The sequence below is a fragment of the Acinetobacter sp. SM1B genome, assembly GCF_003289665.1.
In the GTDB taxonomy this organism is placed as follows: Bacteria; Pseudomonadota; Gammaproteobacteria; order Pseudomonadales; family Moraxellaceae; genus Acinetobacter; species Acinetobacter schindleri.
In genome coordinates this window covers 2,110,926-2,137,265 of sequence record NZ_QMBM01000001.1, presented here as the reverse complement: position 1 = coordinate 2,137,265, position 26,340 = coordinate 2,110,926, and the positions used below count along the sequence as shown (strand labels likewise).

The following is a 26,340-nucleotide window of genomic DNA, read 5'->3' as shown; positions in this document are numbered from 1 at the left end:
AAACATAATTTGCACAATATCTTTGGCGTCTAAATCCTTTTTTCTTACCCTTAAAATCGCATTAGACTTAAGTTGTAAAAGCAGGGGATGGTTTGAGTAGTAAATAATCAATTTGGAAATTTTGATAGATTTTTTTAATACAGCAGCTGGCTGAAATATAGATTAAAACGTTAAATACAGATGTTTCTGTTTGATTAAAAAATACACATTTGAATTGAGGGAATAAAAAACGCGCCTCTGAGCTTGTCAGTAAGCGCGTCGGGATTAAGCTAAAGGCTTATTTTTACTGATCGCGATTAATATCGAGATAGAATACACGTGTCAGTAATTCAAGGAATTTCTTCACTGCAACCGAATTGCCATCTTTACGGTAGCTGACATATAGATCCAGATAAGGCAGCTCAACGTCTAAGGGGCGAATCACCGTATTGTTCATGGTCAGTGGCGCGATATAGCCTGGCAGAATAGTACAACCTAAACCAATCCCGATTGAGTTGATGTTAAAAAGAATATTGTTTGTTTTCTGCACAATATTAAATTCAATACCATTGGCTTTAGCGAAGTCCAGGATAGCATTGTGCAGCGTCAATGACTGTTCTGCTGAAGGAATAATAAAATCAATGCCATTGAGAGCTTTCACCGGAATACGGTCATATTTCGCAAGTGGATGATCTTTCGGAAGAATAAAGATCAACGGTTCACGAATAACAAACTGGCTTTCAATCTCGTCACTGTTGAAGTTATGACGGGTAAAGGTCAGATCTAGCTCACCTTTTTTGAGCAGTTTCATCTGTTCAGTGTTATTCAGGCTGAGCAGTTCAATTTTCAGGTCTGGATTTTGAACACGCAGATTTGGCAGCACATAAGGGAAGATTTTCATCTCCGCTACAGGAACGAAACCAATGCGCAGCATCTGCTGTTTGGCTTGTGATACCTGGCGTGCCATGGCAATCGCTTTATCTGCTTGAGCCAGCGTCAGGCGTGCCTGTTCAAGGAATACGGCACCTTCCTCGGTGAGTTCGACTTTACGCTTAGTACGGTTGAGTAGCTTTACGCCGACATCTTCTTCCAGGTCTTTGATTTGCTGACTCAAAGAAGGCTGTGCCGTATAAAGTTTGAGTGCCGCCTTACTAAAGTTCAGTTCTTCAGCAACGGTAATAAAGTAACGAAGATGTCGTAATTCCATAAAACTAGCCCGCCGAGTAATCCAAAAAATGTATTACTATAATTTTCAGGCAGTATAGTGCATAAGCAACTATATGGTGAAGCTTATTTTACCATTCACAAAGTAAATGAATGTGTCGTAAAAAAAGTGTTTTAATGGAGAATATCGCCAAGTGATTAATTGGTGAAATCTATTAATCAAAACAAAAAAAATATTTCCGCAAATTCACTCAAAAATCCATCATCGTTGAAAAGTTGAGTCTATTACTTTGTGCCATATCTGGTCACAGGAGAGCTTTTCATGAGTGGAAAAATTGATGTGCGCGAAATCGACGCTTTAGTCGATGCACAAAATGGACGTATCACGCCATCTATCTATACAGATCCTGACATTTACGAATTAGAACTTGAACGTGTCTTCGATCGTACATGGTTGTTCCTTTGCCATGAAAGCCAGATTCCTAAGGCCGGTGACTTCTTCAACACCTACATGGGTGAAGATCCAATCATTGTGGCACGTCAAAAAGATGGCTCAATCAAAGCATTTTTAAACCAGTGTCGTCACCGCTCTATGCGTGTAAGCTTCGCTGACTGTGGTAATACCCGTGCATTTACTTGCCCGTACCACGGCTGGTCATACGGTATTGACGGTTCTTTAAAAGATATCCCGCTGGAAGATCGTGCTTACCCGCATGGTGCATGTAAAGAGCAATGGGGTCTGGTTGAAGTGAATCGTGTGAAGTCTTACAAGGGCTTGGTATTCGCTTGTTGGGATGAAACCACGCCTGATCTCGAAGAATACATGGGCGATATCGCTTGGTACTTAGATGGCGTTGTTGACCGTCGTCCAGATGGTACAGAAATCATCGGTGGTGTCCACAAGTGGGAAATCGAGTGTAACTGGAAATTTGCAGCGGAACAGTTTGCATCTGACCAATACCATGCATTGTTCTCTCACGCTTCTGCGATCCAAGTATTGGGCGCAAAACCAGATGACGAATCATCTAAGAAATTAGGTGCTGCGCAAACTGCTCGTCCAGTTTGGGAAACTGCCAAAGATGCGATCCAGTACGGTTCACGTGGTCACGGTTCAGGCTTCTTCTTCACAGAGAAACCAGACGCAAACGTATGGGTTGACGGTGAAGTTGCCAACTACTTCCGTGAAACTTACGAAGAAGTGAAAGAACGTCTAGGCGAGACTCGTGCATTGCGTCTTGCAGGTCACAACACCATGTTCCCAACTTTGTCTTGGTTGAACGGTACTGCAACACTTCGCGTATGGCACCCACGTGGTCCAAACAAAACTGAAGTATGGGCATTCTGTATCGCGGATGCTGAAGCATCTCAAGAAGTAAAAGAAGCATTTGAACGTTCTGCAACGCGTGCCTTTGGTCCAGCCGGTTTCCTAGAGCAAGATGACTCTGAAAACTGGATCGAGATCCAAAAAGTTTTACGTGGTTATAAAGCGCGTCAAAACAAACTCATTATGGAAATGGGTAAAGGTAACGAGAAAGTACGTGAAGATGGTATCCCGGGTATCACTAACTATATTTTCTCTGAAACTGCAGCACGTGGTATGTACCGCCGTTGGGCAGATTTATTGATTCATAAAAAATGGGAAGACGTTGAAGCTGCGGCTGACGAATACGAGAAGGAGCTTATGAAATGAGTCAAATAAGTTTAGAACTTCATCACCAAATTAGTCAGTTTCTGTATCAAGAAGCCAAGCTTCTTGATGACTGGAAATTCCGCGAGTGGTTAGACACGCTAGCTGAAGATATCTCTTACACGCTACGTACTACACCAAACGCTCAAACGCGTGACCGTCGTCGTTCAGTTGAACCACCTACTACCTGGGTATTCAACGATACGAAAGATCTTTTAGAGCGTCGTGTTGCACGTCTTGAAACTGGTATGGCTTGGGCTGAAGAGCCTCCATCACGTACCACTCACATGGTGAGCAACGTGATTGTTGAGCCGACTGAAGTTGAAGGCGAATACGATGTGTACGTGACATACCTTCTGTACCGTACCCAGAAAGAGAAAGACGTTACGATTTACTGTGGTAAACGTCATGACAAGATCCGCAAAGTTGAAGGCGGCCTGGGCTTCCAGATCTTCAATCGTAAGATAACTCTTGACCAAGTTACCTATAACTCACATAACCTGAGTGTGTTCTTCTAATGAATAAGATTTTTGTTTGCCAAGTTGACGAATTAGACGAAGGCGAAGCGTTAAAAGTGGATTGCGGCGTAAACGGTATCGAAGCGCTTGCAGTATTCAACAACGGTGGCGAATTCTTCGCAATGAACGACCGCTGTTCACACGGTAATGCTTCTATGTCTGAAGGCTACCTTGAAGACGACGGTACAGTGGAATGTCCACTTCATGCAGCTCGTTTCTGTTTGAAAACAGGTCAGGCACTTTGCTTACCAGCAATTGACCCAATTCAAACATTCCCAGTTGTACTTGAAGATGGTGCGTTATATGTAGAGATGGCAGGAGAGTAATCATGGGTTGGCTACAAGGCGAAGTTGCACTGATCACTGGTGGTGGTTCAGGTCTCGGTTGGGCACTGGTAGAACGTTTCCTGGAAGAGGGCGCACAAGTGGCCGTTCTTCAGCGTTCACAGTCTAAAGTCGATGCACTGAACGCACATTTTGGTGACCGCGTGCTGGCAATCGCAGGTGATGTGGCTAGCTATGAAGACAACGTCCGTGCTGTTAAAGCGACTGTAGAGCGTTACGGTAAACTCGACTGTTTCGTGGGTAATGCCGGTATCTGGGATCACTATGCCGATATCATCAATACTTCAGGTGAGCAGCTGGAAAAAGCCTTTGATGAGATTATGGGCATTAATACCAAATCTCTGATCTTGGGTGCCAAAGCTGCACTGGATGAGCTCGTGAAATCTGAAGGTTCAATCATTTTTACACTGTCAAATTCTGCACTTTATTCTGCAGGTGGCGGTCCAGTTTACACAGCATCGAAACATGCGGGTGTGGGCATTATGAAAGAACTGGCTTACGAACTTGCACCTAAAGTCCGCGTAAACGCCGTTGCGCCATCAGGTATGAATGTGAACATCAAAGGCGCTGCATCTTTGGGTCAGGAAAATCTTGGCCTGCTCGATGCACGTGATCCTGAGAAAATCGCACGTGGTATGCCACTGAATTTCTTACCTGAGCCGGAAGATATGACTGGTTCATATGTGCTCTTGGCATCTCGTCAAAATAACCGTCCTTTGACTGGTGTTCTGATCAATGCAGAATGCGGTCTGGGTATTCGCGGCTTACGTCAGCCACGTGCCGGTTTCTTTGACGAATAAAAATCTAGTCTGAAATGGACTTTTCGGCAGCCTGTTCTTGGCTGCCTTCCTTTTAAGGAGTCTCTCATGGCCGTTAAACTTATTTGTGCATCGCACAGTCCTTTAATGGAATTTGCTTCACCGCAGGAAAAACGCAAAGAACAGGCCGTTCGTGAAGCGTTTGAAAAACTGTCTGCTGAAGTAAAAGCTTACGACCCAACCCTGATCATTACCTTTGGTCCTGACCATTTCAATGGTTTCTTCTATGACCTGATGCCAAGCTTCTGCGTGGGGATCCGCGCGACGGCTGCAGGGGACTGGGACTATGGTAAAGACAACGCACACATTGATGTACCTGAAGACAAAGCACTGGGCTTGGTCCGTCGTGTACTCGATGAGGGTGTGGACGTTGCGTATTCTTACCGTATGCAAGCCGACCATGGCGTGACTCAGCCATTGCACTTCCTGTGCGACGGCAAACTTGATCGTTATCCAACGATCCCAGTTTTCATTAATGGCGCTGCAGCACCAATGCCAACCACGAAGCGTACCATCGCTTTAGGCCGTGCTGTAGGTCAGTTCATCAAATCTCTGAACCTTGAAAATAAGCGTGTACTTGTTTTGGGGACAGGTGGTCTGTCACATGATCCACCAACTCCGCAAATGGGTTCTGTACCTCCAGAAGTGGAAGAGTTCCTGATTGCTGGTCGTAACCCGACACCTGAAGCACGTAACGCGCGTCAGTCAAAAATTATTGCAGTGGGCCAGAAATTGGCAGCGGGCGATACCTCTGTTGCAGTTCCTCTGAATGCTGAATGGGATATCGCATTGCTTGAAAAATTCAAGAATGCTGACTTCGCTGCACTGGAAGCCATGACTGAAGCTGAAATCCGCCGTGATGGTGGCCGTGGTGGTCAGGAAGTTCGTTCGTGGATGGCTGCATTTGCTGCTTTAAGCGAAATGGGCGAGTACGAAATGACAACGCACTGTTATGAAGAAATCAGTGAATGGATTGCGGGCTTCGGCATCGTATCTGCAGAGTTAAAAGGTTAAAGACATGAGCAACATCGAAACCATCGTAATTGTAGGTGCTGGCCAGGCAGGTGCAAGCGCGATTTTAGAACTTCGTGGCAACAAATACGAAGGTAAAATCATTCTGATCGGTGATGAAACGCATCTTCCTTATGAGCGTCCACCACTGTCTAAAGACGTGATTCTAAAACCTGAAGAAACCAAGATTGAAATTTTGTCAGAAGAAAAACTGGCTGAACTTGGTGTAGAAACCATTCGTGGCAATGGCGTGAAAAAAATCAACGCTGAAGCGAAAACGGTTGAACTTCAAAATGGTGACGTTGTTGCTTATGACAAACTGTTGCTTGCCACTGGCGGCGCAGCTCGTCGTCTGCCAAACTTTGATGCGCTGGGTAAACACGTTTATACGCTACGTAACCTAGAAGATTCACAAGCACTTGTCCCAGTATTGCAATCAGGCCGTCGTATTGTCTTGATTGGTGGTGGTGTTATCGGTCTGGAACTGGCTTCTTCTGCACGTTTCAAAGAATGTCAGGTAACTGTAATTGAAATGGGCCCTATGGTCATGGGTCGCTGTTCACCTCGTATCCTGAGCGAATTCCTGCTTGAACAACAACGTCTGGCAGGTATCGATGTTCGTCTGGAAACCAAAATTGCAGATTGCAAACTGGATGGTGAAGAAGTTGTGATTACCCTTGAGGGTGGTGAAGAACTTCGCGCTGATGCTGTAGTTTATGGTATTGGTATCGTGCCAAATGCACAGTTGGCAGTTGAAGCTGGCCTGGATGTCGATTTCGCGATTAAAGTAAATGAAAATTGCCAGACTTCAAATGCAGACATCTATGCAGCAGGTGACGCGGCAACTCAATTACGTAACTGTGGTAACCACCGTCGTGTCGAAACTTGGGAAAATGCCAACCTGCAAGCAGGGATCTTTGCGCGCCATGTGATGGGCGTTGAGCATCCGACACCTAACCCGGCATGGTTCTGGACAGATCAGTTGGACATCAACTACCAGTTCGTGGGTGACATGGCGGCTGCTGAATGGCAAGTTCGTGGTGAAATCAATCCAGAGCTTCGCGCTGAATCATCATTCGTGATGTTTGGTGTGACTGATGGCGTTATTGTTGGCGGTATCACTGTAAATGCGGCAAAAGAAATGCGTCACCTGAAAAAACTGATCAGCAAGAATGCAGCGTTTGAAGCAGATAAATATTTAGATCTCAGCCAGGATCTTCGTAAACTTGTGAAGTAATCTGAGTTTACAAAAGGGCAGACCTCGGGCAACCTGGGTCTGCTTTTTTATGTCTGTCAGATTGTGCTGTCATGACCTTACATTCCATTGTGATTTGAAATGGCTTTGTGTAGGTTTGGCTTACTTTTCAAAGATGAAAAGTAACAAAAATCTTTTGCTAAACTGAGGATATATCCCTATATCCCACTTTAGCGGCGGCATCCCTGCCACCATCAGTATTGTCGATTGTGGATTTGAACGAGAAGTTACTTCAATTCTTTCTGATTAAAATTTAATTGAGTCTTTTATGAATTCAAATTCATCTCCCATGCTGGTGACGGCAAGTATTTATGCCTTGCTGGTGCTGATCTGGGCAGCGACGCCACTGGCGATTGTCTGGAGTGTGGCGGAAGTGCATCCCATGTGGGTGCTGATCATCCGTTATTTTGGGGCATCCTTAATTGCCTTAGCCCTACTTAAAATCATGCGTGATCCGCTGCCATTTGACGCAGTGTCCATGAAAAGTTATTTGGCAGGTAGCTTAAACTTGATTGGCGCACAGCTGTTTATTTATCTTGCAGCCAATTACTTAACTTCAGGTTTGATGGCATTGATTTTTGGCTTGTCACCGCTGATTGCGGGTTTAATCGGTCATGTGATTTTAAAGACTCATAAATTGGTGTGGTTGCAATGGCTCGGTATGGCGGTTGCAGTGAGTGGCTTAACGTTTGTATTTGCCGACTCTGCTGAAAGCAATGTGAATCCTTGGGGCGTAGTGCTGATGGTGATTAGTATGATCTCTTATATCAGCTCCATTTTTTGGGTCAAACAGATTAATGCACCGCTGAAGCCGATGTCACAAGCCACAGGCTCATTGATGATTTCTGCTGTCGGTTCATTGGCACTGGTTCCTTTTATTTGGCAACATTTTCCGACTCAAATACCAAGTACCAATGCCATCATTGGGTTTGTCTTTACTATGATTTTGTCGTCCATTGTGGCAATGCTGTGCTACTTCTGGCTTATTCGTCGTTTGGCAGCGTCGACAGTGTCTTTAAGCAATGTGATGACACCTGTGATTGCACTGGTGCTTGGGGCAACTTTAAATAATGAACACATTAGCTCAAACGCCTTTGTTGGCATTGTGATCGTGATGTTTGGAATTGTGATGTATTTCTGGAAGGAATGGCGCGAGCAGTATTTTTCTAAATCCTAAACTGTATTATTCAAATTAAAAAAATATTTAGAAAGGAAGCCAAAGCTTCCTTTCTGGTTTTTTGATGCAGAACCGGGTAGGGATGTCTTTTCTATCCCTTTCAGAACGGCAGATGAGCTCAAATCCAGGCTTTAAGTCAAAGATAGTCGCATCAGACACAATAAACAGTATTGCTAGCTTTGTTAAGTATACCCATCAAACCCAAAATTTGCTGCTAATGTTCCACATGGAACAGTTGCACCTGCTACACATCCTCATAATCAATAATCTAATGACAGATCCTCCAGACCTATACGTCATTCAGCAAATGAGGCGAATACATACTGATTATGCTCATAATTCCAGGCAAAAAGTATGCTGATCGGTACAGGTGGTAACCATTGTAAGGATGAAGATTCTTGGAAAAAATGAGAACAACAAAACAATAAACAATTTATGTCAGCAGTTTATTAAGATGCAAAGAGATAAAATGAAAAATCAAATAGATCCATCTGTTTGAGGAAAAACTAGGACAACTTTGAATGTCATCTGAATCTAATAAAATTGTGGTCTATGCAGCGTTATTTGGCAACCTCGCTATTGCACTGGTTAAATTCGTCGCAGCCTATATTACCAATAGTTCTGCGATGCTCAGTGAAGCGATTCACTCGGTGGTCGATACTCTAAATGAAATTCTGCTTCTTTACGGCATGAAAAAGGCAGAGCAGCGCCCAGATGCCCACCATCCTTTTGGCTATGGCCGTGAACTGTATTTCTGGGCCTTTATTGTGGCATTGATTGTCTTTGCACTGGGTGCGATTGTATCCATCTATCAAGGCATCCTGCACATCATTCATCCTGAAGAAATGCAGGATCCGATGATCAACTATATTGTGCTGGGTATTGCGATTCTGTGTGAAGGATTCTCCTGGACAGTAGCTTTAAGAACCTTCCGTAAAATGAAAGGCAAGATGGGCTATTTCGAAGCCTTTAGACGTAGTAAAGATCCGACCACCTTTACCGTATTATTTGAAGATACTGCTGCGCTAGTAGGTCTTTTTATTGCCCTGATCGGGATTTTCCTGGCTCATCAACTGAATATTCCTGAACTGGATGGTGCTGCCTCTATTCTGATTGGTGTCGTGTTGGCGGTATCGGCCTGGTTACTGGCACGTGAAACCAAAGGCTTATTGCTGGGTGAAACAGCAGATCCTAGACTGCGTGAAAATGTACTTAACATTGCCCAGCAGGATGCTGCGGTCTATAGCGCCAATGGTGTATTAACCGAGCAAATGGGTGCACATCAGGTAATTGCCTCCTTAAGTCTTGAATTCAAAGACGATCTGACTTCTGATGAAATTGAAGCTTGCGTCAACCGGATTGAAGCGCAGATCAAACAGATCCATCCGGAAATTATTACCCTGTTTGTGAAACCACAAACTCAGGCCGTCTGGCTGGAACGTACCCAGGGACGTGTATAAAAAAGCTATTTTTTTAATTGATATGGATAGAAAATATCTTCAAATAGCAGCCTTTTAAACTGCATATTCAGATCACTGTTTTAAATAGGCGCAGCGGCGTTTGCTTTTGCCAATAACATCCCTAAAGACAACAGTAGGCAGACGCAAAAGTGCGTCTTGAACTAAAAAATCTCAGGATTCAAATCAATCTTTGTAATGATTGATAGACTCATGTTGTCGCTGGAGCGCCTTTCTTACATCTATGTTCTATAACTTTAGTCGAATAACAAAAGCAATCTTGAAGATGGTTTAATTTTCATCAACTCACCAGTTCTCTGCAATTTCCCCTAGAAAATTGCAAAAAATAAATAATGAATGAATTTACAAGCTTTTAGATAGAAGAAAACGATGGTTTGTATTCATAAAAATTGTTTTAGCTTGTCACATAAAAGGGGTATGTTGAAGTAAATAAGATGTTTAAACAGTTCAGATCAAACAGACTTTATAAAGTTTTGGAGCTACAAAATGACACAAGATTTGCAAGCATCCGGCTGCCCATTTCATCAAAAACACGAAGGTACAGCGGCAAGCAATGCCAGCTCACACAATACGGACTGGTGGCCAAATGCGCTTAACCTCGACATTCTTTCTCAACACGATAGAAAAACCAATCCTTTTGATCCCGACTTTGATTATAAAGCAGCATTTAATTCCCTTGACCTTGAAGCAGTAAAACAAGACCTGCGTGAACTGATCACGACCAGCCAGGCATGGTGGCCAGCAGATTATGGCAGCTATATTGGTATGTTTGTTCGTACTGCCTGGCACCTGGCAGGTTCTTACCGTAAGCAGGATGGACGTGGTGGTGCCAATACGGGTAACCAGCGTTTTGCACCGTTGAACAGCTGGCCAGATAATGTCAATACCGATAAAGGCCGTCGTCTGTTATGGCCGATCAAGAAGAAATACGGTAACAAGCTCTCTTGGGGTGACCTGATTATCCTTGCAGGGACAGTGGCGTATGAAGTTGCAGGTTTGAAAACTTTCGGTTTTGCTGGTGGTCGTGAAGATATCTGGCATCCTGAAAAAGATGTGTACTGGGGTGATGAACGCCAATGGCTGGCACCGACCGAAAGCCGTTATGAAAATAACCAAGATCGTTCAACGCTAGAAAATCCTCTTGCTGCGGTGCAAATGGGTCTGATCTATGTCAATCCTGAAGGAGTGGATGGTGTACAGGATCCTTTACGTACGGCACAGGATATGCGAGTCACTTTCGACCGTATGGGCATGAATGACGAAGAAACAGTTGCCTTGACCGCAGGTGGTCATACCGTAGGTAAGTCACACGGTAATGGTAAAGCAGATTTGCTTGGACCAGATGTTGAAAGCGCAGATATCGAATTTCAGGGCTTGGGCTGGCATAACCCGGAAGGGACTGGTAACGCGGCGAATACCATGGTCAGTGGTCTGGAAGGTGCCTGGACCACCAACCCAACCAAATGGGACAATGAATTCTTCTATCTGCTGCTCAACTATGAATGGGAAAAAACTGTTAGCCCGGCAGGCGGGAAACAGTGGGAACCGATTAACATCAAGGAAGAAGACAAACCATTTGATGCACATGATACCAGTGTACGCCGTAATCCGATGATGACCGACGCTGACATGGCACTGAAAATTGATCCGGAATACCGTAAAATTTCCGAGCGTTTCTACCGAGATCCGGCTTATTTCTCTGAAGTATTTGCACGCGCATGGTTTAAACTGACCCACCGTGATATGGGGCCAAAATCCCGTTATCTTGGCCCAGACGTACCAGCTGAAGATCTGATCTGGCAGGACCCAATTCCAAAAGTGGACTACACCTTGTCTGAGGCTGAAATTGAGGAACTCAAAGCAAAATTACTGATTAGTGGTTTAACCCCAACCGAACTGATCAATACGGCTTGGGATAGTGCACGTACTTACCGTGGTTCGGACTATCGTGGTGGTGCCAATGGAGCGCGTATCCGTCTAGAGCCACAACGTCAATGGGAAGGGAATGAACCGGAACGCCTGAATAAAGTATTGAACAAACTTGAAGAGATTCAGGCGGGTCTTGAGAAGAAAGTCAGCATTGCCGATCTGATTGTATTGGGCGGTAGCGCAGCAATTGAACAGGCAGCCAAAGCAGCAGGTGTAAATATCAAGGTGCCATTTACACCGGGCCGTGGCGATGCATCTCAGGAACAGACGGATGCCTATTCATTTGAAGACCTGTTACCGAAATACGATGGTTTCCGTAACTGGCTAAAAGATGAATATGTGGTTCAGGCTGAAGAGCTGCTAGTCGATCGTGCACAACTGTTAGGGCTGACTGCACCTGAGATGACTGCGCTGGTTGGGGGGATGCGTGTACTCGGAACCAACTATGGTGGTGCGCCAGAAGGTGTCCTCACCAACAATGTTGGTGTCTTAAGCAATGACTTCTTTGTGAACCTGACGGATATGAACTATCAATGGAAAGCAACTGGCCGTAACCAGTATGACATTGTTGAACGTGCGACAGGTGTGAAGAAATGGACTGCAACACGTGTAGACCTGGTCTTTGGTTCGAATTCGATTCTTCGTGCTTATGCAGAAGTGTATGCTCAGGATGACAATAAAGAAAAATTCGTGCGTGACTTTGTCAAGGCATGGGTCAAAGTCATGAATGCAGACCGTTTTGATGTGAAACGATAATTTTTCGATCTTGAAATAGGAAACCGGTCGTAGGGCCGGTTTTTTATTACCTGAATTTTTATTGGTCAATCAGCTCATAGAACGACCAGTCATGAAAAATAGATGGTCTTACTGAAAACTTAATAGGTATTCGCCACTTTTTCTCTATACTGGACTGAAAACCACACAACAAAAATAAAGATTAAGGAAGAGAAGATGAACACATGGACAACCCATCAGATCAGCAATCAGTTTGATGAAAAACAGGACTATAACCTGTTTGCAACTGACGCCACTTTGCAGGAAATTTTGCAAAGCTATGGTAGTCAGGATCAGACAATTTTAAATGAAATGGGGCAGGTGGTGGGTTCATCAGAATATTATCAATATGCCGATTTGGCAAACCGGCATACGCCTATTCTGCATGCTTTTGATGCCCGTGGTCGCCGTCGTGATTACATTGAATTTCATCCTGCATGGCATCAATGGATGCGCATTAATCGTCAGTTTGATAGTCATGCACATCCTTTTAATCAGGCTGAATCAAAATCTAAATGGGTCGACTGGGCAGCACGGTTTTACCTGAGTGGACAGGTAGAATGTGGCAGTCTGTGCCCAACTTCGATGACCCTTGGCAGTATTCCCTTAATTCAGCGTGAACCGGAACTTTGGGCCAAAATCGGCGATAAATTATTATCTACTGAATACGATGCACGTGATCTGCCGATTGCCCAAAAAAAATCAATCTGGCTGGGTATGGGGATGACCGAAAAGCAGGGTGGTTCCGACGTTCGGGCGAATGAAACCTTTGCCGTGCCTATCGGTGAATCAGGTCGAGGGCAGGCTTATCTGCTGACCGGGCATAAATGGTTTTTTTCAGCACCGATGTGTGATGTCCATCTGGTCGTGGCGAAAACTGAACAGGATGGTCTGGCCTGTTTCTTTGTTCCACGTTGGCGTGAAGATGGAACCAAGAATAATATTCATGTACAGCGACTCAAAGACAAAGTTGGGAATCGTAGCAATTCCAGCTCGGAAGTTGAGTTTCAGGAAGCTTGGGGCATCATGATCGGTGAAGCAGGACGGGGTATCCCAACTATTATTGAAATGGCGAACTACACCCGTCTGACCTGCTCGGTTGGCAGTACTGCGATGTTACGTCAGGCGCTGGTGCAATGTCTGGCCTATACCCGACAGCGTAAGGCTTTTGGCAAGCATCTGGCAGCACAGCCCTTAATGCAGGCAGTGCTGGTTGATCTGGCACTGGAAACAGAAGCGGCAATACAGCTGAGTTTCTATCTGGCTTCTTGTTATGAAAATGATGATGCCTTGTCACTGGCCTGGAAGCGGATTATGACCCCGGCTGCCAAGTTCTGGGTGTGTAAGCGTACTGTCGAGCTGAGCGGCGAAATGATGGAAGTTTTTGGCGGCAATGGCTATGTCGACAACGGCATCATGGCGCGTATTTTTAAAGAAGCTCCGGTGAATAGTATTTGGGAAGGTTCGGGCAATGTCATGTGCCTGGATGTGCTACGTGCGATACAGCGTGATCCGGCATCCATGCAGGTCCTGTTGCAGTCGCTGGCTGAAGGGGTGCAACAGCAGCCGCTGTTACAGCAGGAATTACAGGCGCTGATGCAGCTGTTCCAGCAGCCTGCAGATGAACTGCAATTTATGGGGCGTAGTCTGGTCAGCCGCTTGACTATTTTAGCCCAAGCCGTATTACTGCAACGTCATGCACCTGAATTTATTTTTAATGCATTTATTCAGACCCGATACAGCAAGTTTCATGGACGAGTAGTAGGTATGATGAGTGCCAAACAAGTAGATGTAGAGAGGATTTTGGAACGGGCTTTAGCTCAAGACTCATCTTCATAAAATATTAAAAAGGAGGAGAGAATAGCTTCTTGTTAAAAGTTATTCTCAAATCCTAAAAATATTGAAAACCACTTGAAATATGCTGAATAGAGCGCAATATATGCACAGTGTCAATTCAGATGCTATGTCAAAAAACAGGTGAAAAGATGGCAAAGAAAAAGCAGCTGCCAGAAGCAGTAATACATAACTTTGTGGCCAAACACATGCATGAGGTCAACAAAAGCCAAGTGTTTACAGACCGCAAAAAAGATGCAAAACGTGGCTATAGCAAGCACAAAAAAGGGAGATACTCAAATGACTATCTCCCTTTTTGTTTATGGCAGTTTTGTTCAGCCTAAGCTCCCACGATTCGGGTCGCGCCTTTCACCATATCTCCCAGACCATGCGTGCGGAAATAATGTTCCATCCAGCTTTTTACGACCAGCGGATTATCCAGTTTTAGCACATGTTCCAATAAGTCCTGAGCATCCGGCATGGGGACATGACAAATCGTCTTACGCACCCGCAGAATATTACTTGAACTCATTGACAGGGTATTAAAGCCCATGGCCATCAGCAGCACAGCCGAAATCGGATCACCTGCCATTTCCCCGCATATACTGATCGGTTTTTCATTACGATGACAATCCTGTACCAAACGGGTCAGGGCACGTAAAACGGCAGGGTGCAAATGCGAATAAACGTTGGCGACACGCGGGTTATTACGATCCACTGCCAGTAAATATTGGGTCAAGTCATTAGAGCCGACCGAGAAGAAGTCGACAAATTCAGAAAATTCATCAATCTGATACAGGACACTCGGCACTTCTAGCATGATACCAATTTTAGGCTTGGTGATCTTGACCTGTTCTTCTTCCTGGACTGCAACCCAGTCACGTTCCAGCAAATATAGTGCTTCTTCTACTTCGCTGACACTGGTGATCATTGGTAGCAGGATATGTAGATTATTCAGTCCAATACTGGCTTTTAACATCGCACGAATTTGCGAAGAGAAAATTTCTGGATGATCGAGGGTAAAACGAATCCCGCGCCAGCCCAATGCCGAATTTTCTTCTTCAATCGAGAAATATGGCAGGTCTTTATCTGCCCCAATATCGAGGGTACGCATTACCACCGGTTTATTGGCGAAATGAGTAAGTTGCTGGCGGTAAATGGCACGCTGTTCTTCTTCACCCGGGAAGCGGTCGCGCAGCATAAACGGAATTTCAGAACGGTATAAACCGACACCTTTGGCACCGCGCTGTACACCACGCACCACATCAATCATCAAGCCTGTATTCACGAACAAGCGTACAGCCACACCATCTGGGGTAATCGCATCCTTGGTTTCATACTGACGCAGATCTTTGGCGAGCTGTTCTTCTTCTTTCTGAATTTCTTTATAACGGGTACGCAGACGACGTGGCGGATTGATAAATACCCGACCCTGATGCGCATCAACAATCATTTCGACATCATCAAGGGTATTGATAGGTAATTCGGTCACACCCACTACGGTCGGAATACCGAGTGCACGCGCGACAATCACCATATGTGAATTCATTGCACCTTCAGTGGTGACAATCGCTGCAATTTTATCAACGGGTAATTCTACCAGCGCTGCGGTCGAGATTTCCTCGCCAATCAGGATGCTTTCATCGGTCAGTTCACGATGGCTTTCATCAGCTTCCTGTAATTTAGCCAGAATCCGGCGGCCTAAATCTTTCAGGTCAGCAACACGTTCACGTAAATAGTCATCTTCCATCTGGGCAAACTGCGCCACATGGTTTTCAATGACAATTCGTACCGCTCCTTGCGCCCAGTGACCTTCACGGATCAGTTCCTTGATTTCAGCTGGCAGGGCATTTTCGTCCAGCATACGCAGGAACACACTGAACAGTGCACGTTCCTCAGCCATGAGAGCATCCTGCATCTTGTCATCGAGAGACTGGATTTCCTCACGTACGGAATTTAGCGCGTTGTCGAGCAGGGCAAGCTCTTCGCTGATGTCATCCGCTTCACGATCCGGAACAGCACCCAGATCCGCAGGCGGATAAAGAATCACGGCACGACCTAGAGCAATACCACCTGAACCTGATACGCCCTGGAAGGTTTTATAAGCAGGCAGATTGCTAGGTTTGCGGAACACGTCAATATTGCCGACTGCATGGGCATGGGCAATTACACCGGAGAGCTGAGCACAGAGCGTCACTAAGAAGGATTCAGCAGCTTCTGAGAAATCCTGAGGTTCTTTATTCTGAACAACAAGAACGCCCATGACCTTACGGCGGTACATGACCGGAACGCCAAGGAAAGAGTTATAAATTTCTTCCCCCGTTTCAGGTAGATAAAGGAAGCGTTCATGTTTCGGAGCATTGTCGAGGTTGACGATTTCCTCGCGCTGTCCGACCAGCCCCACCAGACCTTCACCAGTTTGCAGCGACACATGGCCCACCGCTTCAGGTTTTAGGCCCTTAGATGCCATCAGTAGATAGCGCTGGTTGCGCTCATCCAGCAGATAAATGGAGCAGACGTCGACCTGCATCGCCTGGGCTACCTGATTAACCATAATGTCGAGCGATTCATGCAAACTGGCTGACGCATTGATCTCTTGAACAATACGTCTCAGGGTCTCCAGTTGCATATTCGACATTCGCGCTGCTCCTTCGTAATTTAGGGTCCGGTATCTTCTTTATTTATAACAATAACTGCCTAAAAAATCTGCATATTTGTGCAGTTTTTAAGGTTTTTCCTTGGGAAGTTGCTGACACAGTTCTACCATGGCCTTGCGGTATACGTCACGTTTAAAATTCACGACCTGACCGAGCGGGTACCAGTAACTGACCCACTGCCATTGATCAAATTCGGGCGGGTCAGACAGATCAAGTTGAATGTTCTGTACTGACGCCGTCAATTTGAGTAAAAACCACTTTTGTTTCTGTCCGATACACACCGGATCTGAATCCGTACGAATGTACCGGTGCGGCAAACGATAACGCAGCCAGCCTTTGGTTTGCGCTATAATTTGGACATGTTCGGGCAGTAAGCCGACTTCTTCTCTCAGCTCACGGTAGAGTGCCTGCTCAGGGGTTTCTCCATATTGGATACCTCCTTGTGGAAATTGCCATGCATTGTGTCCAATGCGCTTCGCCCATAAAACTTGTCCAGCATCGTTTGCCAAAATGATCCCGACATTCGGTCGGAAACCTTCAGAGTCGATCATTTGGCACCTAATATTGTGTAATTTATGCCTTGCCCTCGGGGATTTTTATTTCTGTATCCAGCACGAAAAAAGCAAAGTTTAAAAATGTTAAAATTGCTATGATCTTAACGAATTTCTATCGACTAGCGGAGATAGATTTACAATTTTTTTCTTAAATTTCAGTTTTTACGAGTATTTTCATGAAATTGGCGCTATTTGATCTCGATCACACCTTGTTAAATACAGATTCGGATCATTCTTGGGGAGAGTTCTTGGTCAACGAGGGCCTGGTTGACCCTGTTCATCACCGTGCCATGAATGACAAGTTCTATGAAGATTATAAAAAAGGTCAGCTGGACCCCTATGCCTATAATGAATTTGTCTTTGAATTTTTAACCAAACATGACAATGATTATCTGACTGAACTACATCAGCTCTTCATGCAAAAAGTCATTCGTCCGCAAATGCGTCCAGAAGGTTTTAAGGCAATTGAACGTCACCGTGAAGCAGGACATGAATTGGTCGGTATTACCGCAACTTCTGACTTTATTACTGCGCCAATTTTCCGTGAATTTGGCATTAATGAAATTATCGCGACGAATGCTGAAATTGTTGATGGTAAATATACCGGTAAAGTGATCAATACTGCCTGTTACCAGAAAGGCAAACTGATTCGCCTGGAACAGTGGCTGGAAGGCCGTGATGTGACCGAGTCCTGGGCCTATTCGGATTCAATCAATGACCGTTTCTTGCTGGAACATGCTGATCATGCCATTGCAGTCAATCCGGATGATCGTTTAGAAGCACTGGCGAAAGAGCAGGGCTGGAAAATTCAGGACTGGTCGATTTAATTATCTGAAGCGAGCAAATCTGTGAAGCACAACTCAGGTTGTGCTTTTTTATGTGCACAGATTCAAGGTGAAAAATAAACTATTGTCACACTAGCTCACTGCAGCTCATGCTAAGCTTAATTTGCATAATGAGAATAAGGGAAACTCAGAGGTAGTTGAAATGAATAAAGTAAGACCACGCATGACGCACCTATTTGAACAGTTGGGCCTGGATGCCAGTGAGGAAGGAATTGCAACCTTCATTAACGATCATCAGCTGCATAAGGATTTTAATCTGCTGGATGCACCCTACTGGTCTGAGGCACAGCGCCAGTTTCTCGCTGAAAAGATTGCGTCTGATGGTGAATGGGCCATCGTGGTAGACCAACTGAATGAATCCCTGCATGAGGATGCGACCATCGAAATCTGAATGTATCTTAAAATCAAAAGCCAGTCCGATGACTGGCTTTTTTATTTGATTTTGGCGTTTTAACGTATGCGTTTCCATAAAGTGACCTGTGACAGGGTATGCTGATATTTACGCGCTGTTTCACGGATCACAAAAGGAATATCTATAGGTTCAGCCAGCATTTCAAAATGTGGACTCAATAATTTCTGTATTCCATCTAAGGTCGTACAATTTTCTCCAGCCCGCTGAAAACCGCCCAGCCATTCACTACGCGCGGTATGTTCGTCCAGCCAGGTATAAGGTGAAGCCAGCATCAGAATACCGCCAATATTCAGTCGCTGATGAATCTCGTGCAAAAAGGCTTTAGGGTGGTGCAGCCGGTCAATCAGATTGGCTGCCAGAATGAAATCGTATTCCTTAAATTGCAGTTTTAGATTGCAGGCATCCGCCTGATAAAACTCGACCTTGTGAGCAACCTGATCAAGTCCAGTCTCTTGCAGTGAACAGGATTTATATTCGACCAGTTCACCTTCAACCGGAATGGTATAACCTAAAGTTGCACCTTGCGCTAAGGCTATACCTTGCTGAATAAAACGTGCCGAGAAATCTAGACCTGTTACCTGTTCAAAATGCTGCGCCAGTTCAAAGCTGGCGCGTCCTGTGGCACAGCCAAGATCAAGTGCTTTTTTTCTGGCAGTTTTTACAAAATAAGGCTCGGCGAGGATAATGAGAGACCTGGCAAAATTCGGAACGCCAAAATACTCCTGACCATACTGAAATTCCAGATACTGCGAAATCAGTTCATCCGTCTGATAATGTGAATGATAAGGTGAAACTGGTTCATCTGATCCAGCCACATAGCGAAAACCCGCATGCTGGAAAAAGTGTCGTCTAAAGGCATAGCGGGAACTATGCAAAGCTTCATTACCCCCTGAAATCCAGGAACCGCCTTTAATCAGATTATGCCGATCATCGAAGGTTGGGGTACTAAAGTCATCATAAATTGGATGGACCTGAAAACCTTCAAAGGGATAGATTGCAGTTTCAGTCCATTGCCAGACATTGCCTTGTACATCATAAAACTCGCCTTGCTGGAACTGATGTACCGGACAAGGATTAGGTGCATGTTGCAAGGCAATATTGGCTTCTAAAGGCAGCGGTCGTTTAGGATCCAGGCCGACATGGTCATACAGCCGATACCATTCATCTTCGTTCGGCAAACGGATTGATTCACCGGTTTGTAGTGATTTCCAGTTACAAAAGGCTTTAGCTTCGTGGTAATTTACCTCGACTGGCCAATCCCACGGCATTGGAATTTCTTCCAGCATGATACGCAAATGCCAGCCATCCTCTTTTTTGATCCAGAAGCTTGGATGTTGCGCTTCAATAAATTCCAGCCAGGCTTTACCTTCTTCACTCCAGTATTCTGACTGCTGATAACCATCAGCTTCGACAAAGTTGAAAAATTCCTGATTGGACACCAGAAATTGTGATGCCTGAAACTCGTTGATTTCAGCTTCATGCAGACCGTATTCATTGTCCCAGCCATAATATGGATCAGTGAAATTTTTATTCAGTCGAACCGTTCCCGCAGGAACAGGAAGAAGCTGGTTTTCTGGTGCAGGGCCAGTCAGGATTCGGGCATGCCATAGTGGATGATTCTGCACATATTGCAGTTGGTGTTGTCGAATCAATACTGACGAAGTTTCCAGATGGATTCGTTCATGTTCAATGCCCATCAGGATCGACCACCATGGATTCTGCCAGTTGAGGGGGAGTTCTAGAGGTGCATTTTCTATGATCTTCAGTACCAGGGCTCGTACCCGGTGCCGATACGCTTTTACTTCACTGACTTCAGGCCAGTCATAATTCTGTTCATCCAGATCGTCCCAGCTCATCTCATCTACACCGATGGCAAAGATACTTTCCATATATGGGTTCAGCTGTTGAGGAATCAGTTTGCTGAACAGCAGTTTATTGACAAAAAAAGTAGCGGTATGACCGAAATAGAAAATCAGCGGATGACGCAGGCTAATCGGTTTGACATAAAATGCTTCTTCATTGCGCAGACAGTCAAACAGGAATTCGTAGGTGTCAAAGGTATTCAGGAAATATTCACGAATCACATGGCGCGCTGTGGAAATGTCTTCAAAGTTTAAATTAGGTGTTGGAAGCAGGCGAATTTTGCCCTGTTGCCAAGGGCTGTCGTCTGCTAAATATGTAGGTGACTTACTATTTGGCTGGTTAGATTTAAATAAGGTTGAATCGGGCTGCATCCATCAGACTCCATTAAGAATTTTAAGATATTCCACTGGTAAGTCCGCGCAGGGAATATCTTAAACTTAATGCAAAGCAGGATGCAGTTGTTGCTCATTTAGGTAACAAAATGCTGCGAATTGAATCCATCGCAGCCTCTTATTTTAAAATGAAGTGACTTAGAGTTTAGGTTGTTGCATTAACTCAACCAGGGCCTGTGCAGCTTTGGACTGGGTACGTCCCGGATGCCAGACCATGCCAAGCTGACGATTCATTTCCAGAGGAATATCCAGCTGTTGCAAGTCATGATTTACAAGAGTTTGTGGTAGTACTGACCAGCCCAGACCAATGGAAACCAGCATGCGGATCGATTCGAGTGGATTATTACTCATGGTGATTTTTGGTTTGACGCCACGTTTCTCAAACTCTGCCATGGTAATTTGCGTGGTATAGGTTTGTGCAGACGGTAATAGGCTCGGGTAATGCACCAGATCTTCCAGTGACAGATTCTTCTGCTGGGCCAATGGATGAAATGGAGCAACTACAAACACCAATGGATCGTTCCAGATAGTCACATAGTTCAGCCGTTCATCGCCATGTGGAGGTAAAGTCAGGAAAGCCAGTTCCAAGTCACCGGCAATCACCTGTTCATGCGCCTGTTCAGAATCAACAAAGTGCACATCCAGGGTCACATCCGGATATTGCAGTACATACTGACGCAAATGTGCTGGAAGGTGATGCAGACCAATATGATGACTGGTACCAATTTTCAGTTTGCCCTGAATCTGGCCTTGTTCATGACTGAGAGTATGATGAATATCGCCCAGTTCATTCAGCCAGTTTTTCACTTTCGGTAACAGCGAATGTGCGGCATGGGTTGCTTGTACACCACGACCAGCTGATTCAAATAGCTTGACTCCAAAATACTCTTCCAGACTATGAATCCGTTTGGTCACGGCGGGTTGAGTAATAAAAAGCTGATCTGCCGCCAGAGAAATTGATCCGGTTTCCATGACTTTTACAAAGGCTTCAAAGGCTGCGAGATTCATCTTAATCACCTATAAAGATTTTTTATGCGTATCTCTATTGTTGTAATATTTTAAGAATAAATCAAAGGAAAAGTTGTATCTATTGCTGTAAAATCCGACATTCATTGATTGCTAATACAATAGATCGGTGGAAATGGCGGCTTGAACCCAGAAAAATATTTTATAAAAATCGGATATGCATCAATAAAAAAAGCCACCGAGGGTAAGCGGTGGCAAAACGAGGAATAAGGACAGAAAAGAATTTAGGCTGTGATTTCCTCATTATTGTTCTGTTCAGATTTAGCCTCCCAGGCTTTTTCGTGGAAGAAGAAAGCAACAGCCTGAACAGTCGGTTCTAATAAACTTAATGCAATTGCCATGGCTAAACTACCAGTCACAAAATAACCGACTAACATGGCTACCGTGATGTGCATGATGTAATAGCTCAAGGTTTTCTTGAACATACGCTGATTATCTACAACAAATTTTTGAACGTGTGCCATGTCGATATTCCTCAAAAAAATAAATTCAATGTTTCTGTATGAATAAATAATAATAATTCTCATTTAATTTGTAAAAACGTATATTTTGCATAAAATGATCGGAAAATTAGATTAAATAAAAATCAATATCGGTCTGTTTAAAATCCAATTTTAGATATTCCAAAAAGTTTATTAACTAATAAAAATGATAAATTAGATTTATGTGACCGCAGCGATATAATCAAAATTAGAGATAGAATTTACCCAGTCCAGTGGAGTACATCGACATGGCAGGCGAGACCCAAACAGCAAAAACATTATACGATAAGTTATGGGATGACCATTTAGTAAAACAGCGTGACGATGGTTCAGCTTTACTTTATATCGACCGTCATTTATTGCATGAAGTAACTTCTCCGCAGGCATTCGAAGGCTTACAACTGGCGGGTCGTAAACCATGGCGTTTAAGCGCGAACGTGGCAACGCCAGACCATAACGTACCGACTTCTACCAAAGAACGTTCAGAAGGTATTTCTGGGATCGAAGATGAAACTTCACGTATCCAGGTACAAACCTTAGATGACAACTGTAAAACTTTTAATGTGGTGCAGTTTGACATTAATGATGTTCGCCAAGGTATTGCGCATGTTGTGGGTCCAGAACAGGGTTTGACCTTGCCAGGCATGACGGTTGTATGCGGTGACTCACATACTGCAACACATGGTGCTTTCGGCTGTTTGGCACATGGTATCGGAACTTCTGAAGTTGAACATGTATTGGCAACTCAATGCCTGGTTCAAAAGAAAATGAAAAACATGTTGGTGCGCGTTGACGGCAAATTGGGTCAAGGCGTAACTCCAAAAGACGTGGTTTTAGCCATTATTGGCAAAATCGGGACTGCGGGCGGTACAGGCCATGCCATCGAATTTGGCGGTCAGGTCTTCCGCGACATGTCGATCGAAGGCCGTATGACTGTATGTAATATGGCGATCGAAGGCGGTGCCCGTGTTGGTATGGTCGCAGTCGATGATAAAACCATTGAATATGTGAAGAACCGTCCATATGCACCGAAAGGTGAGCAGTGGGATCAAGCGGTTGCTTACTGGAATACCTTGCATTCTGATGAAGGTGCGCACTTTGATACCGTTGTGGTATTACAAGGTGAAGAGATTGAACCACAAGTATCTTGGGGGACTTCTCCTGAAATGGTGATTCCAGTCTCTCAAGCAGTGCCTACTTTAGAACAAGCCAAAGATGATGTACAACGCAATGACTGGACACGTGCTTATCAATACATGGGTTTAACTGCTGGTCAGGCCTTGTCTGATATCCGGTTAGACCGTGTATTTATCGGCTCTTGTACCAATTCACGTATTGAAGATATTCGTGCTGCGGCTGAAGTGGCGAAAGGTAAAAAGGTTGCATCGAGCATTAAACAGGCGATGGTCGTTCCAGGTTCTGGTTTGGTCAAAGCACAAGCTGAAGCTGAAGGTTTAGATAAAATCCTGATTGAAGCAGGCTTTGAATGGCGTGAGCCGGGTTGTTCAATGTGCTTAGCCATGAACGCTGATAAGTTACAGCCGGGCGAGCACTGTGCATCTACCTCGAACCGTAACTTCGAAGGTCGTCAGGGCAATGGCGGTCGTACCCACTTGGTGAGCCCAGCAATGGCAGCAGCAGCAGCAATTGCCGGTCACTTTGTTGATGTACGTTCATTCTAATCGGCTAATAGGAGCAAAGACATGAAAGCTTATACCGTTGAACAAGGTATCGTTGCACCATTAGACCGTGCTAATGTAGATACCGACTTAATTATTCCAAAACAGTTTTTAAAATCGATCAAACGTACCGGTTTTGGTGAAAATTTATTTGATGAATTGCGTTACCTGGATGAAGGTTATTTAGGTCAGGATAATTCAAAACGTCCCTTAAACCCTGATTTTGAGTTAAACAAACCACGTTACCAAGGTGCATCAATTTTAATTTCACGTGCAAACTTCGGTTGTGGTTCAAGCCGCGAGCATGCGCCATGGGCATTGAATGAATACGGTTTCCGTACCGTCATTGCTCCGAGCTATGCGGATATTTTCTTCAATAACAGCTTTAAAAACGGCATGTTGCCAGTAATCCTGTCTGAAGAAATTGTTGACCAGTTATTTAAAGAATGTGCTGCGACTGAAGGTTATCAATTAACAATTGATCTTGCAGCGCAAGAAGTGCGTACCCCGTCAGGTGAAAGTTTCAAGTTTGAAGTTGATCCATTCCGCAAGCATTGTCTTTTAAACGGTTTGGATGACATCGGTTTAACTTTGCAGGATGCCGATGCGATTCGTGCTTATGAAGAAAAAACCAAACAATCGCGCCCTTGGGTATTTGCAGAAATTAGTGGCTAAATCTAGTTAAATTGTCATAGCGGGAAAGTCTAACCCTTGCTAATATCGTGAAATCATGGAAATTTCGTTTGGGTTAGACATTCAGCATGGCCAGCTATTGGAAACAGTTATTTGCATTGGGTACGGTTTCGATGTTAATGACAGCATGTCAGACCATCGATACGATACAGTTGAAGAAATTGACAGATTCGGCTGTAAATAGTTCAGATGCCCTGATTTATTGTTCAGGTACCCACGATTGTAATTTTGAACGTATGGATGATATCAAGATCATCAATGCTGAAAAACGACATGTGGAGAGTGAAGCGCTCAAGCTCAAGCTTGTGCGTTTACAAGCAAAAAGCCTGAAAGAGCCTAATCCGGTTTACCTGTCGGTACCCGCGGGGCAGCATGAACTGGTGGTACGCTTTTATCCGATTAGTCCGGATAAGGCCGAAGTTCTACATGTATTCCAGAACTTCCAGGCCAAGCATAAGTACACCTTTAAGATGTATCGTCAGCGCTCGACTCGAAACACCAGCTTATTGCAGGCCTCTGCACCTGATCCACTGTGTGTAGATCTGTTGCAAAACACCAAAATAATTCGACGCTTCTGCAAGCCATACAATGTTGAAACTGGCATTGCTGAGTTTGTAGAACAGAAAATTTAACCCAGTCAGCGAAATGCTGACTTTATAAATGGAATATCTCATGTCTAAACAAATTTTGATTTTAGCTGGTGACGGCATCGGTCCTGAAATTGTGAAAGCAGCAGAGCAAGTGCTGACTCGCGTAAATGAAAAATTTAATTTAGATCTAAGCTGGGAACATGGCCTGTTGGGTGGTGCTGCGATTGATGCACATGGTGCACCTTATCCAGATGTGACGTCTGAGCAGGCAAAAAAAGCTGATGCAATTCTGCTTGGCGCTGTGGGTGGTCCTAAATGGGATACGATTGAACGCTCAATTCGTCCTGAACGTGGTCTGTTAAAATTGCGTAGTGAACTGAACCTGTTCGCGAACCTGCGTCCGGCGATTCTCTATCCGCAACTTGCTGATGCGTCTAGCCTGAAACCTGAAATTGTAGCTGGTCTAGATATCCTGATCGTACGTGAATTGACAGGTGGTATCTACTTCGGTCAACCACGTGGTATCCGTGAATTGGAAAATGGTGAAAAACAAGGTTTTAACACTGATGTGTATTCAGAGTCTGAAATCAAGCGTATTGCCAAAGTTGCATTTGAACTTGCCGGTCTGCGTGGCGGTAAAGTATGTTCAGTCGATAAAGCAAACGTGCTTGAAGTGACTGAGCTTTGGAAACAAACCGTTACTGCATTGAAAGAAGAGCAATATCCAGACATCAACCTGTCGCATATGTATGTCGACAATGCTGCAATGCAGTTGGTACGTGCGCCTAAACAGTTTGACGTAATTGTCACTTCTAACCTGTTCGGTGACATTCTGTCTGACGAAGCGGCAATGTTAACGGGTTCAATTGGTATGTTGCCATCTGCTTCTCTAGACGAGAATGGCAAAGGCATGTACGAGCCATGTCATGGTTCTGCACCAGACATCGCAGGTCAAAACCTGGCAAATCCATTGGCAACCATTCTGTCTGTTGCAATGATGTTGCGTTACACCTTCCGTGAAGAAGCGGCTGCAAAAGCAATTGAAGATGCAGTAGGTCATGTATTGGACCAAGGTTTACGTACTGCGGATATTATGTCCGAAGGCATGAGCAAAGTCGGTACGGTAGAAATGGGCCAGGCAGTAGTTGCTGCATTGAACTGAGTTTCACTCCAGAACTGA

At 44.6% G+C, this 26,340-nt stretch carries 23 protein-coding genes; 17 read left to right on the top strand and 6 right to left on the bottom strand.

Annotated features, from left to right (window positions below; genetic code table 11):
- Window positions 1–283 precede the first annotated feature (283 nt).
- Window positions 284–1,186 carry a DNA-binding transcriptional regulator HcaR gene (hcaR, locus tag C8322_RS10340; protein ID WP_111810587.1) on the bottom strand — a complete coding sequence of 301 codons (903 nt, stop codon included), beginning with the start codon at window positions 1,184–1,186 and terminating at the stop codon, window positions 284–286.
- 279 nt (window positions 1,187–1,465) lie between these two features.
- Here hcaR and hcaE point away from each other — a divergent pair, with 279 nt between their 5' ends.
- The 11 genes from hcaE to C8322_RS10280 all read left to right on the top strand — a co-directional run bounded on the left by hcaE (window position 1,466) and on the right by C8322_RS10280 (window position 14,311).
- Window positions 1,466–2,833 carry a 3-phenylpropionate/cinnamic acid dioxygenase subunit alpha gene (gene hcaE, locus C8322_RS10335; RefSeq protein WP_111810586.1) on the top strand — a complete coding sequence of 456 codons (1,368 nt, stop codon included), beginning with the start codon at window positions 1,466–1,468 and terminating at the stop codon, window positions 2,831–2,833.
- Window positions 2,830–3,348 (top strand): 3-phenylpropionate/cinnamic acid dioxygenase subunit beta, encoded by a 519-nt coding sequence (gene hcaF / locus C8322_RS10330; protein ID WP_004781816.1) that lies wholly within the window; start codon window positions 2,830–2,832, stop codon window positions 3,346–3,348. Before hcaE ends, hcaF begins: the two co-directional genes overlap by 4 nt.
- Entirely contained in the window at window positions 3,348–3,674 is a 327-nt protein-coding gene (hcaC, locus tag C8322_RS10325) for a 3-phenylpropionate/cinnamic acid dioxygenase ferredoxin subunit (RefSeq protein WP_111810585.1), read from the top strand. Before hcaF ends, hcaC begins: the two co-directional genes overlap by 1 nt.
- Before the next feature lie 2 nt (window positions 3,675–3,676).
- The gene (gene hcaB / locus C8322_RS10320; RefSeq protein WP_111810584.1) at window positions 3,677–4,492 is read left to right on the top strand and encodes a 3-phenylpropionate-dihydrodiol/cinnamic acid-dihydrodiol dehydrogenase; all 816 of its coding nucleotides are present in this window, start codon (window positions 3,677–3,679) and stop codon (window positions 4,490–4,492) included.
- Between the two features lie 66 nt (window positions 4,493–4,558).
- Complete coding sequence (locus C8322_RS10315; protein ID WP_111810583.1) at window positions 4,559–5,524, top strand: 3-carboxyethylcatechol 2,3-dioxygenase; 966 nt, start codon at window positions 4,559–4,561, stop codon at window positions 5,522–5,524.
- Between the two features lie 4 nt (window positions 5,525–5,528).
- Window positions 5,529–6,758, top strand: coding sequence for a 3-phenylpropionate/cinnamic acid dioxygenase ferredoxin--NAD(+) reductase subunit (gene hcaD, locus C8322_RS10310; protein WP_111810582.1), 1,230 nt, complete (start codon window positions 5,529–5,531; stop codon window positions 6,756–6,758).
- 286 nt (window positions 6,759–7,044) lie between these two features.
- Complete coding sequence (locus tag C8322_RS10305; protein WP_111810581.1) at window positions 7,045–7,953, top strand: DMT family transporter; 909 nt, start codon at window positions 7,045–7,047, stop codon at window positions 7,951–7,953.
- 521 nt (window positions 7,954–8,474) lie between these two features.
- Window positions 8,475–9,413: a cation diffusion facilitator family transporter gene (locus C8322_RS10295; protein ID WP_111810579.1), complete on the top strand. Its 939-nt coding sequence runs from the start codon at window positions 8,475–8,477 to the stop codon at window positions 9,411–9,413.
- A gap of 504 nt (window positions 9,414–9,917) precedes the next feature.
- Entirely contained in the window at window positions 9,918–12,116 is a 2,199-nt protein-coding gene (gene katG, locus C8322_RS10290) for a catalase/peroxidase HPI (protein WP_076753004.1), read from the top strand.
- Between the two features lie 195 nt (window positions 12,117–12,311).
- On the top strand, window positions 12,312–13,973 hold the full coding sequence (locus tag C8322_RS10285; RefSeq protein WP_111810578.1) for an acyl-CoA dehydrogenase family protein: 1,662 nt from the start codon (window positions 12,312–12,314) through the stop codon (window positions 13,971–13,973).
- 146 nt (window positions 13,974–14,119) lie between these two features.
- Window positions 14,120–14,311: a hypothetical protein gene (locus C8322_RS10280; protein WP_108676021.1), complete on the top strand. Its 192-nt coding sequence runs from the start codon at window positions 14,120–14,122 to the stop codon at window positions 14,309–14,311.
- On the opposite strand, the gene ptsP is transcribed toward C8322_RS10280, so the two are convergent.
- Window positions 14,308–16,605, bottom strand: a complete 2,298-nt coding sequence (ptsP, locus tag C8322_RS10275) for a phosphoenolpyruvate--protein phosphotransferase (RefSeq protein WP_004813340.1) — start codon at window positions 16,603–16,605, stop codon at window positions 14,308–14,310. The genes C8322_RS10280 and ptsP overlap by 4 nt on opposite strands.
- An 87-nt stretch (window positions 16,606–16,692) precedes the next feature.
- Window positions 16,693–17,175 (bottom strand): RNA pyrophosphohydrolase, encoded by a 483-nt coding sequence (locus C8322_RS10270; protein ID WP_004813339.1) that lies wholly within the window; start codon window positions 17,173–17,175, stop codon window positions 16,693–16,695.
- 179 nt (window positions 17,176–17,354) lie between these two features.
- On the opposite strand from C8322_RS10270, the gene C8322_RS10265 reads away from it, so the two are divergent.
- Complete coding sequence (locus tag C8322_RS10265) at window positions 17,355–18,005, top strand: HAD family hydrolase (protein WP_111810577.1); 651 nt, start codon at window positions 17,355–17,357, stop codon at window positions 18,003–18,005.
- Between the two features lie 160 nt (window positions 18,006–18,165).
- The gene (locus C8322_RS10260) at window positions 18,166–18,414 is read left to right on the top strand and encodes a DUF2789 family protein (RefSeq protein WP_004813337.1); all 249 of its coding nucleotides are present in this window, start codon (window positions 18,166–18,168) and stop codon (window positions 18,412–18,414) included.
- Between the two features lie 59 nt (window positions 18,415–18,473).
- Here C8322_RS10260 and ovoA read toward each other — a convergent pair whose 3' ends face one another.
- From ovoA to C8322_RS10245, 3 genes are all read right to left on the bottom strand, one after another.
- Window positions 18,474–20,669 (bottom strand): 5-histidylcysteine sulfoxide synthase, encoded by a 2,196-nt coding sequence (ovoA, locus tag C8322_RS10255; RefSeq protein ID WP_111810576.1) that lies wholly within the window; start codon window positions 20,667–20,669, stop codon window positions 18,474–18,476.
- Window positions 20,670–20,828: 159 nt separating this feature from the next.
- The gene (locus C8322_RS10250) at window positions 20,829–21,698 is read right to left on the bottom strand and encodes a LysR family transcriptional regulator (RefSeq protein ID WP_004813333.1); all 870 of its coding nucleotides are present in this window, start codon (window positions 21,696–21,698) and stop codon (window positions 20,829–20,831) included.
- 242 nt (window positions 21,699–21,940) lie between these two features.
- Window positions 21,941–22,180, bottom strand: coding sequence for a DUF2061 domain-containing protein (locus C8322_RS10245; protein WP_008303316.1), 240 nt, complete (start codon window positions 22,178–22,180; stop codon window positions 21,941–21,943).
- Between the two features lie 266 nt (window positions 22,181–22,446).
- On the opposite strand from C8322_RS10245, the gene leuC reads away from it, so the two are divergent.
- The 4 genes from leuC to leuB all read left to right on the top strand — a co-directional run bounded on the left by leuC (window position 22,447) and on the right by leuB (window position 26,322).
- On the top strand, window positions 22,447–23,880 hold the full coding sequence (leuC, locus tag C8322_RS10240; protein ID WP_111810575.1) for a 3-isopropylmalate dehydratase large subunit: 1,434 nt from the start codon (window positions 22,447–22,449) through the stop codon (window positions 23,878–23,880).
- A gap of 21 nt (window positions 23,881–23,901) precedes the next feature.
- Window positions 23,902–24,552, top strand: coding sequence for a 3-isopropylmalate dehydratase small subunit (gene leuD, locus C8322_RS10235; RefSeq protein ID WP_008303314.1), 651 nt, complete (start codon window positions 23,902–23,904; stop codon window positions 24,550–24,552).
- Window positions 24,553–24,638: 86 nt separating this feature from the next.
- Window positions 24,639–25,202: a hypothetical protein gene (locus C8322_RS10230; RefSeq protein WP_004890345.1), complete on the top strand. Its 564-nt coding sequence runs from the start codon at window positions 24,639–24,641 to the stop codon at window positions 25,200–25,202.
- A gap of 40 nt (window positions 25,203–25,242) precedes the next feature.
- Complete coding sequence (gene leuB, locus C8322_RS10225) at window positions 25,243–26,322, top strand: 3-isopropylmalate dehydrogenase (RefSeq protein ID WP_004890344.1); 1,080 nt, start codon at window positions 25,243–25,245, stop codon at window positions 26,320–26,322.
- Window positions 26,323–26,340: the final 18 nt, after the last annotated feature.

Coding starts and splice junctions, on each gene's coding strand:
- hcaR (WP_111810587.1), bottom strand. CDS start 1,186: ATGGAATTACGACATCTTCGTTACTTTATTACCGTTGCTGAAGAACTG.
- hcaE (WP_111810586.1), top strand. CDS start 1,466: ATGAGTGGAAAAATTGATGTGCGCGAAATCGACGCTTTAGTCGATGCA.
- hcaF (WP_004781816.1), top strand. CDS start 2,830: ATGAGTCAAATAAGTTTAGAACTTCATCACCAAATTAGTCAGTTTCTG.
- hcaC (WP_111810585.1), top strand. CDS start 3,348: ATGAATAAGATTTTTGTTTGCCAAGTTGACGAATTAGACGAAGGCGAA.
- hcaB (WP_111810584.1), top strand. CDS start 3,677: ATGGGTTGGCTACAAGGCGAAGTTGCACTGATCACTGGTGGTGGTTCA.
- C8322_RS10315 (WP_111810583.1), top strand. CDS start 4,559: ATGGCCGTTAAACTTATTTGTGCATCGCACAGTCCTTTAATGGAATTT.
- hcaD (WP_111810582.1), top strand. CDS start 5,529: ATGAGCAACATCGAAACCATCGTAATTGTAGGTGCTGGCCAGGCAGGT.
- C8322_RS10305 (WP_111810581.1), top strand. CDS start 7,045: ATGAATTCAAATTCATCTCCCATGCTGGTGACGGCAAGTATTTATGCC.
- C8322_RS10295 (WP_111810579.1), top strand. CDS start 8,475: ATGTCATCTGAATCTAATAAAATTGTGGTCTATGCAGCGTTATTTGGC.
- katG (WP_076753004.1), top strand. CDS start 9,918: ATGACACAAGATTTGCAAGCATCCGGCTGCCCATTTCATCAAAAACAC.
- C8322_RS10285 (WP_111810578.1), top strand. CDS start 12,312: ATGAACACATGGACAACCCATCAGATCAGCAATCAGTTTGATGAAAAA.
- C8322_RS10280 (WP_108676021.1), top strand. CDS start 14,120: ATGGCAAAGAAAAAGCAGCTGCCAGAAGCAGTAATACATAACTTTGTG.
- ptsP (WP_004813340.1), bottom strand. CDS start 16,605: ATGTCGAATATGCAACTGGAGACCCTGAGACGTATTGTTCAAGAGATC.
- C8322_RS10270 (WP_004813339.1), bottom strand. CDS start 17,175: ATGATCGACTCTGAAGGTTTCCGACCGAATGTCGGGATCATTTTGGCA.
- C8322_RS10265 (WP_111810577.1), top strand. CDS start 17,355: ATGAAATTGGCGCTATTTGATCTCGATCACACCTTGTTAAATACAGAT.
- C8322_RS10260 (WP_004813337.1), top strand. CDS start 18,166: ATGAATAAAGTAAGACCACGCATGACGCACCTATTTGAACAGTTGGGC.
- ovoA (WP_111810576.1), bottom strand. CDS start 20,669: ATGCAGCCCGATTCAACCTTATTTAAATCTAACCAGCCAAATAGTAAG.
- C8322_RS10250 (WP_004813333.1), bottom strand. CDS start 21,698: ATGAATCTCGCAGCCTTTGAAGCCTTTGTAAAAGTCATGGAAACCGGA.
- C8322_RS10245 (WP_008303316.1), bottom strand. CDS start 22,180: ATGGCACACGTTCAAAAATTTGTTGTAGATAATCAGCGTATGTTCAAG.
- leuC (WP_111810575.1), top strand. CDS start 22,447: ATGGCAGGCGAGACCCAAACAGCAAAAACATTATACGATAAGTTATGG.
- leuD (WP_008303314.1), top strand. CDS start 23,902: ATGAAAGCTTATACCGTTGAACAAGGTATCGTTGCACCATTAGACCGT.
- C8322_RS10230 (WP_004890345.1), top strand. CDS start 24,639: ATGGCCAGCTATTGGAAACAGTTATTTGCATTGGGTACGGTTTCGATG.
- leuB (WP_004890344.1), top strand. CDS start 25,243: ATGTCTAAACAAATTTTGATTTTAGCTGGTGACGGCATCGGTCCTGAA.